This window comes from Microcoleus sp. CAWBG58, assembly GCF_020883045.1.
GTDB lineage: Bacteria > Cyanobacteriota > Cyanobacteriia > Cyanobacteriales > Microcoleaceae > Microcoleus.
This window is the reverse complement of sequence record NZ_JAHRFA010000021.1, coordinates 88343-98590: the sequence shown is the minus strand read 5'-3', so window position 1 is coordinate 98590 and position 10248 is coordinate 88343. Positions and strand designations below refer to the sequence as shown.

Below are 10248 nucleotides of genomic sequence, written 5' to 3'. Positions count from 1 at the left end.
GCGGAGGCAGACTTCGTTTTTGTAGCTGCGGTTTCAACCGCCGAGTCTTAGTCTGCGGAGGCAGACTTCGTTTTTGTAGCTGCGGTTTCAACCGCCGAGTCTTAGTCTGCGGAGGCAGACTTCGTTTGTGTAGCTGCGGTTTCAACCGCCGAGTCTTAGTCTGCGGAGGCAGACTTCGTTTGTGTAGCTGCGGTTTCAACCGCCGAGTCTTAGTCTGCGGAGGCAGACTTCGTTTGTGTAGCTGCGGTTTCAACCGCCGAGTCTTAGTCTGCGGAGGCAGACTTCGTTTTTGTAGCTGCGGTTTCAACCGCCGAGTCTTAGTCTGCGGAGGCAGACTTCGTTTTTGTAGCTGCGGTTTCAACCGCCGAGTCCAAATCGAGGCTTCTTCTTACAGCGACAAAAGCTTACCAATCGTGCGATTTTCCGGGCGGAAAGTTGCCTTAGCTACTCGCTGAATGTCAGCGGGAGCAACAGCAGCGATCGCATCCAATTGCTTGAACAGATTTTTCCACGAACCAGTTTTCACTTGATAGTCCAGCAGCGAAAATGCCATCCCCATATTAGAATTGAGCGATCGCAACAAACCCGCCCTCGCCTGAGTTTTCACCCGTTCCAACTCCAAAGCAGACACCGGATCAGTTTTTAGGCGATCGATTTCCTTGCTCAAAGCTACCGCCACCTCATCAACCGTTTTACCCGGAGCAGTTTGAGCGTAAAACAACATCAAATTCGGGTACTTTTCCCCCGGATAACCGCTAAAACCTTGAGCAGCTAGCGCCAATTGCTGTTGTTCAACCAAAGACTTATAAAGCCGAGAAGTGCGGCCGCTGCTGAGCAAAGAACCAATGATTTCATAAACCGCATTGTCGGGATGATTCATCGCCGGCCTGTGGTATCCTTCCAAATACCAAGGTTGAGTTTTTAACTTCAGCGTCACTTCCTTCGTTTGTGTTTGCGGAGGCTCCACAATTTGCAATTCAGGAGGCGCTGGTTTCGCCTTGTAGCGACCGAAATAAATTTGAGCGAGACGCTTCACCTCCGCAGCTTTCACGTCTCCTACCACCGCCACAGTCAGCTTGCTGGGGATGTAGTGGCTGTCGAAAAAATTCTGCACCTGGCTGCGCGTGAGGTTCTTAATGTCTTCAGTGTAGCCAATCACCGGACGACGGTAAGGATGAACAGAGAAAGCTTTGTCAGCAAAAACTTCTACCATTTGCCCGATCGCCGAATTCTCGGTTCGCAGCCTCCGCTCTTCTAAAATTACCTGTTTTTCCTTGTAAAATTCCCGAAAAACAGGCTCTAAAAAACGCTCGGATTCCAACGACATCCACAGTTCTAACTTGTTAGCTGGCAGACTGTAAAAATACATAGTCGAGTCGATGGAAGTAGCAGCATTTAGTCCAACTCCGCCTGCTTGTTCGACAATTTTACCGAATTCATTGCGCTTGACAAATTGCAAAGCTTCGGATTCAACCTTGTCAAATTCTGCTTTGAATTTGGCGATATCTTCAGTTTTGCCGATCGCCTTCGCTGCTTGCATTTGCTCGAAGAGTTTATCTTGTTTTTCTAGCAGCGGCTTTTCGGCTTTGTAGTCGGTAGTGCCGATTTTTGGCGTACCTTTAAAAGCTAAATGTTCCAGGTAGTGGGCGACTCCGGTTTGGCCCTCTGGTTCGTTGGCGCCTCCCACATCGGCGTGAATCAGAAACGATGCTACCGGGGATCTGGGCCTTTCGAGCACCACGAATGTCATGCCATTGTCGAGCTTAAATTCGGTGACTTGCTTGATTACGCGATCGAGCGACGGTTGCACAGACACTAATTGCGAGCCGCTAGCGGGGTTCTCGCGAGCGAGGGCGATTTCGGGGGAAATTCCCCACCACAGCACTACAGCGGCGAGTAGGGAGGCAATGAATCGAGTTTTGGGTTTGGGCGATTCCCTAAGGGATCGCTTCGCCGCGCGTGGTTTTTGGAAGTGCGGGATCATTCGATTTTAGATTTTAGATTTTGGATTGTCAAACCAGAGGTTTGTGCCGAATACAAGAGATTCTTGTTTAAGGATAAAGATTTTTTGACGCATAAGCGATCTGTTGCGCCGCAGATGTTAGGCTGATACAGCAAATCTCAAAAAGGGTCTAGGGTCAGGCAAGGAGTTTTGAGTTTGGAATTAAAGTCGCGCACTACTTAAAACTTAACATTATTTCGCCCGCCCGTCCGAAACCCCCAGTTCTAAATCGCCAATTACCGATTCCAAAGCCATGCGAATTTTTAATCAGTCTCCTCCTTCAGAAACAGAAACCAAGAAGCGAATTTTACAAGCAGCTCAGCGGTTATTTGCCCGCAGCGGATACGACGGTACGACAACTCGGGATTTAGCAGCGGCGGCGGGGGTGGCGGAGGGTACGTTATTTCGGCATTTTGATAATAAAAAAGCGATTTTGGTTGAGGTGGCGACGGAAGGATGGGTGGAAATACTGACAGATTTGCTGACGGAATTGAGCGAGATGGGTAGTTACAAAGCAGTGGCTCAAGTGATGCGGAGGCGGATGCTAAATATCCGCGAGAATAGCGATATGATGCGGGTATGTTTTTTGGAGGCGCAGTTTCATCCCGATTTGCGCGACAAAATTCAGTTGGAAGTCATCGGAAAAATGAGTATTGTGGCTGAGGCTTTTTTTGAAACGGCGATGGAAAAAGGAGTTTATCGGAAGATGAATCCAAAGATTGTCGCTCAGGTATTTTTGGGAATGTTTGCCGTCGCCGGTTTCAGTCAAAATACAATTATGGAGCCGAATGCTTCCCCGCAGGAAATGCAGGAAATGGCGGAAGGATTGGCAGATATTTTTCTGAATGGAGTTTTGGTTAAGGATTAGTCAGTTGTCAGTGTTTAGTTGTCAGTGGTTAGTTGTTAGTTGTCATTAGCGCGAGCGTCATTAATCATTAGTCATTAGTATAGCGGTTCTCAGAAAGATTCGCGGACGTTGTTGGGCTTGGGCCCTATACGTCTAAGCGGTTATACTGATGCCAGTCATACCTCATCTTTTTGAGAAAGGCTATAGTTCGCGTTTTTTCCTTCTTTATTCTTCAACACATTCGTTAAATCCGTGGAGCGCATCCTTTGCTGAACTTTCTTCTACCTTATGGACAAAATCTTAGACTATTCTATTCGGCCCTTAATGCAGGAAGACGAGCCTTTTCTGTGGCAAATGCTCTATGAAGCGGCGCACATGGCAGAAGAAGGCGAATCAACGGTGGAAGCTGTTGTGAATCATCCTTTAATTGCGAAATATGTCAAGCATTGGGGACGTGCAGGCGATATGGGCTTCCTAGCAATTGAATTGAACAGCAGCCAGCCAGTAGGAGCGGCGTGGCTGCGTTTGTTTGCAGGGGATGACAGGGGGTTTGGCTGGATTGACGATACTATCCCGGAATTGGCGATCGCGGTTCTTCCAGAATACACAAATCAGGGTGTAGGAACTCAATTGCTGGCTCATTTGTTGCCAGCAGCCAAAGCATCTTATCCAGCGGTATCCTTGAGTGTCAGAAGCTCAAATCAGGCCCTGAATTTGTACGAGCGATCGGGATTTAAAGTAATTGAGGGAAGCGAGATAATTAACCGCACAGCCGGGACATCATTGACTATGAAAATAGATTTTGATTGAGTAAATTATTACTCATCGTTAAACTCGTACATTTGCCGTGCCCAATTATCCCGATTTTCCTGCCATTCATCAATAAATGCTTCCCAAGTTGTATTGCTTTCTAGTTCCAGCAATAAACTTGATACTTCTTCAAGAGTCGATGCTGCTTGACATTCTTCTACCCAACTTTCCCGGCGCCGTTTCCATTGATTTTGCACCGCTTCCCACTCGATGTCTGATTCCAATTCAACTAGAAATTCTGCTAACTGTGACGGATCGACTGCTGCTTGCACGTCACTCACCCAACTGTCGCGACGTTCTTTCCATTCTTGCGTCACTGATTCCCATGTGAGGTTGCTTTCAAACTCTAACAGTAATTGGTTCAGTTCTACCATATTAAATGTTTAATTGTTTGCAGTTTGTGCTAAAGTTATTATACAAAAAAAATCAACAAAGAGTGTTAAAAAAAATTTAAGATTGCAGTCTCAGTGAAACTACGGAATAGATAATTGAATAATGAGCGATGAATTTACTTTAGAGATGCTAGACATTCCCAGGAGTTGGAATCGCGGGACAGGCGACTGGACGAAAGTTGCCGCTGCGATGGAGAGAGGGGAAACTGTAGAAGTAATTCAAGAAGTTGGTTCGACTTTGTGGCGAAACAGTCTGCCGGAAAAACATTGTTTGTCTTGGGATGGGGAAAATCTATCACCTATCAAAGGGCGAATTTGGATTAGTTTTACTCAGAGAAGATTTGCGCCGGAATCGGTTTTGCCAAAGGTTCAGTGGCATCCGAGAGTGTTGTGGGTAGGGATAGGTTGCAAAGCTGGAACTTCGCGAGAATTAATCGAAACTGCGATTCAAAGTGTCTGTCGCAGTTATCATTTAGCGGAAAGTGCGATCGCAGGTATTGCTACAATAGACGCTAAATCAGGAGAAATCGGCTTGCTGGAACTTTGTCGATCGCGAAACTGGCAGTTAAAAACCTTTTCTGCTAAAGTTTTAAGTTCCGTTGAAGTCCCCAATCCTTCAGATGTTGCAGCAACAGCAGTCGGCACGCCCAGCGTAGCAGAAGCCGCTGCACTTTGCGCGATCGCCCAAATTGTCACCGCGCACCAACACCAAAAAACGCAGATATCCATGAATCATCTGGGTTTATCTGCGTTTATGTGCGGTTCGCATCCGCTCTTAGTTCCGAAACAAGTCTTGCGATCGCACAAAATGCTAGGCTCTGTTACAGTGGCGGTTGCAGTTTGCCCGATCGACTATCCAGGATAATATCTTACTGCTCGACACCGACATTCACAAATCGACCAATTAGCCCAGAAACCAACGACAACACAATTGCACCGAACAAAGCAGGCCAAAAACCGTTAATCGCAAAGCCGATACTGAAAGCACCCGCCAACCACGAAGCCAAGGAAAGCGAAATCGCATTCACCACAAACAAAAACAAACCTAAACTCAGAATGCTCAAAGGCAGCGTCAGCAATGTAATAATCGGCCTGACAACCGCATTCACAAATCCGATAACCACAGCAGCCAGCATCGCCGCTGGAAAGCTCGTCACCGCAATACCCGGTACAATGTTAGCGGTAATCACCAGCGAAACGGCCGCTACTATCCAAGTTAAGAAAAAACTTACCATATCGTTTTTTTCATCTCCATCACTCTTAATTAAGATTGTAGCTGTTTGGGCGATCGACCAAAGTTCGGGATACACTACCAAATACCCACCTTGCGACGACATCAGATTTATGAAAATCCGGCAACTAGCAGCATTTCTATTGGCACTCACCATCTTCATCCTGCCCCGCGCAGCCCAAGCTCAATCTAAATATTATCCACCGCCGCTGTCCTTTAGCAATGCCGAACTAACCAGACGCGATTTTTCTGGCCAAACGCTGCGCGCCGCTGAGTTTTCTAACGCTAATATGGACTTAACTAATTTTTCTAATGCCGATTTGCGGGGAGCAATTATGAGCGCTTCGGTGATGACTGAAGCGAATTTGCACGGCGCAAATTTAACTAATGCCATGATCGATCAAATTAAATTTACTAAGGCTGATTTAAGCGATGCAATTTTAGTGGAAACAATTTTGTTGCGTTCTACTTTTGATGAAGCTGATATCACGGGTGCTGATTTTACTGATGCAATTATGGATGGCGCACAAGTTAAAGAATTGTGCAGCAAAGCCAGCGGCATTAATTCTCAAACTGGGATTTCCACTCGCGATTCTTTGGGATGCCGCTGATTTGTTTTAATCCCATAATTTCAATTTTTGGAACAGAAGGTACCAGGGCTATTTCATTCTCAGGGAAACCAGGGTTTTGTAGGGGTAGTGCCCCCGTGCCTACCCTCCTTATCGATGATTTGCAAGCATTTCAGGAATTGGGGCAACCTGGCGTGGGATTGCCCCTACAAAGAATGAAATAGCCCTGCAGAAGGTACGTTGTTGGGCTTTAGCCCTCTTTAAGATATACGCCTACAGAGGGCTGAAGCCCAACTACGTACCTATTTTTATACAGAAGGTACGTTGTTGGGATTTAGCCCTCTTTAAGATATACGCCTAAAGAGGGCTGAAGCCCAACAACGTACCTAATTAATTTGATTGTGAAACAGGCCGGAAAGCCTGTTTCTGACAGCTAAGAATTACTAAGGCTTGACTTTTTTCTGAGCAGCCTCATAATGTTCAGCCATTAACTGATTAACTTCTGGATTGTAAATCCGCAGATAATTCCAGTAATTCTCAAATACCGATTTCACGTATCCTTTTGTTTCAGGAAACGGAATCTTTTCCGCAAAAGCATCCGGATCGCTAAAACTAAACCTCTTCAACCAATCTGCTACCGCATTCGGCCCTGCATTGTAACTCGCCACAGCTAACATCGAATTATTCTTGTACTCGTCGTGAGTGTGATCCAAATACCAAGTTCCGAGTTTAACATTGTCGTCTACATCCTCCAAGGAATACTTTTTGAGGCTGATTTTCTCAGCCACCCAACTTCCTGTCTCCGGCATTACTTGCATTAAACCTGTCGCCCCAACTACTGATTTAATTTTGGGCATAAACCGAGATTCTTGGCGAATCAAGGCTGTTACTAATACTGGATTTATTTGGCGTTCTTGCGACCATTTGACAATGGTTTCTAGGTAAGGAAAGGGATAAAGTGCTTGCCAATAAGCGGGCTGCTGTCTGAGAGCCAAATATTCAGTTTTATCATCTGGTTTTTCGCGCTGGCGCAAACTTCCAATCATCCACAAACCGTCTAAATTGTCTCCGACTCCAATTCGCATTAAACCGTCGGTAAACTGTTCGGCAACACTTGGTTCGACGCGGTTGGTAAATTCTATTTGCCACAACGTCCAAGCATCTCTATCTTGACCTAATTGATACAGTTCTTTTAATGCAGGAGATCCGGCGGTTGGTTCGGGGCGCTGAGGCTGTTGTACTACCTTGGGAGATAAGTCTCGGACTGTGGTAAAGTCGCCTACTGGCCAGCCGAGAAATACTGCCGATCGCCATGCGAAATATGATTCTGGATAGCGTACAATGGTGTACTCGAAGGATGTCTTGGCATCCTGTTCGCGGCCGAGCTGCATAGCCCATTTCCCGACCCAAAATGCTGCTTCTGGTGCTTGTTCGCTGTCGGGATTGTGGGTGGTTAATTCCCTCGCCCACTGCCAAGCTGATTTTAAATCTCCGGCTTTGGCATACTGTTGCGCGATCGCCCAACGCAATTCGGCTGCTTTATCAGAATTGTTGTATTTTGTCAATAGCAACTTGCGGGTTTGTGAGGCGGATTCACCGCTGCCTGCTTTGTCGAGAAGTTTGGATTTATCTAGCAAAGCTTCGGGGGCATCATTGGGAAATTTGCCGATCGCGCGATCGAGATAGGCGATCGCATCCTTGGGCTCGCTCAGCCGTGACAGGCGGATTAAACCCATACCAGTATCTTCGGCATCCGGGAAATCTCGCACTAATTCTTGATAGGCAATTCTCGATTCCGGGATTTTGCCGTCTAGCCACAAACCGCGAGCTTTGCGGTAAAGATTTTTACCCGTGCGGGGCGCTTTTCCATAAGCAATCGCTCCTTTGCCGTAATCCTGTTTTTCCCAATAGCCAAAGGCAATTTCTTCCCAATCTTCCGGTTTCAAACTAGCGCTGTTTTGCTGCACCAGTTGTTCTAATAATGTACCGTAATCTTTAAGATAATGGCCGTGCTTTGCTACTAACAGCATTAACTCGGGCTGATTGGGATTTTCTTTTAACTTCTTCCGGGCTATTTCTACACTGCGCGGATGGGCGGGAAATTCAGTAACTGCTTGCTTCCAATATTCTGGTTTCGACTTGCCTAAAACATACAAAGATTCGGCAGATACTGGATCGCTTGCATAGTTTTTAAGCAGTTCTTTCCAAGCTTTTTCTGCTTTGCCTTTGTCGCCGCTTAATTCGTAAGCTTGCGCGCGTTTGAGGGCAATTTGAGCAGCTAAAAGTGGATATTCTTGCTCTAAGTTTTCCAGTAATTTTAATGCTTTGGCGGCATTTCCTTGCTGGATTAAATCGCTGGCAAGCAAGTAGCGGGCGCGGCTTTGAGGGGAGATTTCCTGCTGTGGGTTGGTACTTGCAGGCTGACTGGCGGCGAGCTCTACCAATTTTGCCGATCGCTCATTCGGTGACAGGGATACCAGCGTTTTGACGGACGATGGGGAATTGGCTGCATCTCTTGCCCGCTGAGCCTTCTGGAAGGGGCCCACACCCATCCATTTCGCCGCACCAACCACAGAGGCGATCGCCATTATGCAAACTGAAACGCCAATTAAAACAGAAACTCGGGTTTTTCGTCGCTTTAGCATGGGAAAATTTAATAAAATAACAATAGAAAATCGATCGCCAGCGGACTTGGCTGATATCGTACCAGAATTCATTTAGATCTGTAGCGGAGAATTTAGGCGATAGATTTATTTACTAGAACGAAGGAAAAACGACAAACCAGCAAGGACAAAGTACAATCAAAAATCTAAAATCTAAACTGTAAATCAAAACATGGAATTTCTAGTCACCGATACGCTCCCCTCTGCTTGGACGGGAGATGCCCTGGCAATTGGTCTATTTGAGGACGCTTTGGAGATCGCCGGCGACTTGGCGCAATTAGATGAAAAGCTTGCAGGCACGTTGAAAGAGCTGATTCAGGAAGTAGATTTTAAGGGCAAAGCGGGCCAGAGTGCGATCGCCCGTGTCGGCGGCAACAGTCCAATTCGCAAAATTGCGATCGTCGGTTTGGGGAAAGCCCCAGACTTAAAATTAGACACAGTGCGGCAAGCTGCGGGCGCGTGCGCCAAGTTAGCCAAAAAGGAGAAATGCAAAACCCTCGGAATTAGCCTTCCAGTGTGGCAAAACGCGCCGGATGTAACAGCAAGTGCGATCGCCGAAGGTGTAGAGCTCTCCCTGAATCAAGACAACCGTTTCAAATCGGAACCCGACGAGAAAAGCCCGCAAGTAGAACAAATTCATTTACTCGGTTTCGCCGGTACCGAAAGTGCGATCGCCCGCGCTCGCCAAATCACAGCCGGAGTTATTTTAGCACGGGAATTAGTCGCAGCGCCGGCCAATTATGTCACCCCGATTACCATGGCCGAAACCGCTCAAAGTCTAGCAGCAGAATGCGGTTTAGAATTAGAAATATTAGAGCAAGAAGAGTGCGAAAAACTAGGCATGGGAGCCTTTCTCGGGGTTGCCAAAGCATCCGACTTGCCGCCGAAATTCATCCACCTGACTTACAAACCCGCAGGCACACCGCGGCGCAAAATTGCGATCGTCGGCAAAGGATTAACCTTTGATTCCGGCGGTTTGAACATCAAAGGAGCCGGCAGCGGTATTGAAATGATGAAAATAGATATGGGCGGTGCCGCTGCTACCTTGGGAGCCGCAAAGGCGATCGGACACATCAAACCAGATGTCGAAGTTCACTTTATCAGCGCCGTCACCGAAAACATGATCAGCGGCCACGCCATGCGCCCTGGAGACATTCTCACAGCTTCCAACGGCAAAACAATTGAAGTCAATAATACCGACGCCGAAGGTCGTTTAACCCTCGCTGATGCTTTGGTATTTGCTGACAAGTTGGGAGTTGACGTAATTGTCGATTTAGCCACTCTAACTGGCGCCTGCGTCATTGCTTTGGGCGAAGATATCGCCGGTTTGTGGAGTCCTCAAGATAGCGTCGCCGCCGAAATAGTCGCCGCCTCAGAATTGGCAGGCGAAAAGTTTTGGCGAATGCCGATGGAAGAAAAGTATTTTGATGGCTTGAAGGCTTTGCACGCTGACATGAAAAACACAGGGCCTCGTTACGGCGGTTCGATTACGGCGGCGCTATTTTTGAAGCAGTTTGTTAAGGACACTCCTTGGGCGCATTTAGATATTGCTGGCCCAGTTTGGAGCGACAAGGAAAACGGCTATAACGGCGCTGGAGCAACTGGTTTTGGCGTTCGGACTCTGGTGCATTTGGTGCTTGGTGGTGCTTAATTAACTGTGGATTTGCCAGCGCAAAAATAGATATTTTTGCTGCTGGCAATCTGGGTCATAGCAATCCTAAATCATTTGTGAAT

General features: G+C 47.1%; 10 protein-coding genes. 6 read left to right on the top strand and 4 right to left on the bottom strand.

The features are described 5' to 3' along the window. Nucleotides 1-455 (top strand): YdhT family protein (locus QZ918_RS12025; protein WP_293335111.1); only part of this gene is annotated, 455 nt, incomplete at its 5' end. Here QZ918_RS12025 and QZ918_RS12020 read toward each other — a convergent pair. Beyond that, a complete protein-coding gene (locus QZ918_RS12020) occupies nt 389-1984 on the bottom strand; it encodes a M16 family metallopeptidase (RefSeq protein ID WP_293335108.1) in 1596 nt (531 codons plus the stop codon). The genes QZ918_RS12025 and QZ918_RS12020 overlap by 67 nt on opposite strands. Nucleotides 1985-2255: 271 nt before the next feature. Here QZ918_RS12020 and QZ918_RS12015 point away from each other — a divergent pair, with 271 nt between their 5' ends. Together QZ918_RS12015 and QZ918_RS12010 are read left to right on the top strand one after the other, a co-directional pair. After that, complete coding sequence (locus QZ918_RS12015; protein WP_293147517.1) at nt 2256-2870, top strand: TetR/AcrR family transcriptional regulator; 615 nt, start codon at nt 2256-2258, stop codon at nt 2868-2870. A 267-nt stretch (nt 2871-3137) separates the two neighbouring features. After that, the gene (locus QZ918_RS12010; RefSeq protein ID WP_293147515.1) at nt 3138-3659 is read left to right on the top strand and encodes a GNAT family N-acetyltransferase; all 522 of its coding nucleotides are present in this window, start codon (nt 3138-3140) and stop codon (nt 3657-3659) included. Nucleotides 3660-3667: 8 nt separating this feature from the next. On the opposite strand, the gene QZ918_RS12005 is transcribed toward QZ918_RS12010, so the two are convergent. Further along, nucleotides 3668-4033, bottom strand: coding sequence for a hypothetical protein (locus QZ918_RS12005; protein WP_293335105.1), 366 nt, complete (start codon nt 4031-4033; stop codon nt 3668-3670). 121 nt (nt 4034-4154) lie between these two features. On the opposite strand from QZ918_RS12005, the gene QZ918_RS12000 reads away from it, so the two are divergent. Continuing rightward, nucleotides 4155-4916, top strand: coding sequence for a cobalamin biosynthesis protein (locus tag QZ918_RS12000; protein ID WP_293335102.1), 762 nt, complete (start codon nt 4155-4157; stop codon nt 4914-4916). Between the two features lie 4 nt (nt 4917-4920). On the opposite strand, the gene QZ918_RS11995 is transcribed toward QZ918_RS12000, so the two are convergent. Continuing rightward, a complete protein-coding gene (locus tag QZ918_RS11995) occupies nt 4921-5286 on the bottom strand; it encodes a phage holin family protein (RefSeq protein WP_293335117.1) in 366 nt (121 codons plus the stop codon). 109 nt (nt 5287-5395) lie between these two features. Between QZ918_RS11995 and QZ918_RS11990 the strand changes: the two genes are divergently transcribed. Then, complete coding sequence (locus QZ918_RS11990) at nt 5396-5893, top strand: pentapeptide repeat-containing protein (RefSeq protein ID WP_293335099.1); 498 nt, start codon at nt 5396-5398, stop codon at nt 5891-5893. Nucleotides 5894-6294: 401 nt separating this feature from the next. On the opposite strand, the gene QZ918_RS11985 is transcribed toward QZ918_RS11990, so the two are convergent. Continuing rightward, the gene (locus tag QZ918_RS11985) at nt 6295-8496 is read right to left on the bottom strand and encodes a lytic transglycosylase domain-containing protein (RefSeq protein WP_293335096.1); all 2202 of its coding nucleotides are present in this window, start codon (nt 8494-8496) and stop codon (nt 6295-6297) included. A gap of 190 nt (nt 8497-8686) precedes the next feature. On the opposite strand from QZ918_RS11985, the gene QZ918_RS11980 reads away from it, so the two are divergent. After that, on the top strand, nt 8687-10165 hold the full coding sequence (locus tag QZ918_RS11980; protein ID WP_293335093.1) for a leucyl aminopeptidase: 1479 nt from the start codon (nt 8687-8689) through the stop codon (nt 10163-10165). Nucleotides 10166-10248: the final 83 nt, after the last annotated feature.

Bases quoted from the DNA above. Each gene is read 5' to 3' on its own strand.
- QZ918_RS12020 (WP_293335108.1), bottom strand. From the start codon at position 1,984: ATGATCCCGCACTTCCAAAAACCACGCGCGGCGAAGCGATCCCTTAGG.
- QZ918_RS12015 (WP_293147517.1), top strand. From the start codon at position 2,256: ATGCGAATTTTTAATCAGTCTCCTCCTTCAGAAACAGAAACCAAGAAG.
- QZ918_RS12010 (WP_293147515.1), top strand. From the start codon at position 3,138: ATGGACAAAATCTTAGACTATTCTATTCGGCCCTTAATGCAGGAAGAC.
- QZ918_RS12005 (WP_293335105.1), bottom strand. From the start codon at position 4,033: ATGGTAGAACTGAACCAATTACTGTTAGAGTTTGAAAGCAACCTCACA.
- QZ918_RS12000 (WP_293335102.1), top strand. From the start codon at position 4,155: ATGAGCGATGAATTTACTTTAGAGATGCTAGACATTCCCAGGAGTTGG.
- QZ918_RS11995 (WP_293335117.1), bottom strand. From the start codon at position 5,286: ATGGTAAGTTTTTTCTTAACTTGGATAGTAGCGGCCGTTTCGCTGGTG.
- QZ918_RS11990 (WP_293335099.1), top strand. From the start codon at position 5,396: ATGAAAATCCGGCAACTAGCAGCATTTCTATTGGCACTCACCATCTTC.
- QZ918_RS11985 (WP_293335096.1), bottom strand. From the start codon at position 8,496: ATGCTAAAGCGACGAAAAACCCGAGTTTCTGTTTTAATTGGCGTTTCA.
- QZ918_RS11980 (WP_293335093.1), top strand. From the start codon at position 8,687: ATGGAATTTCTAGTCACCGATACGCTCCCCTCTGCTTGGACGGGAGAT.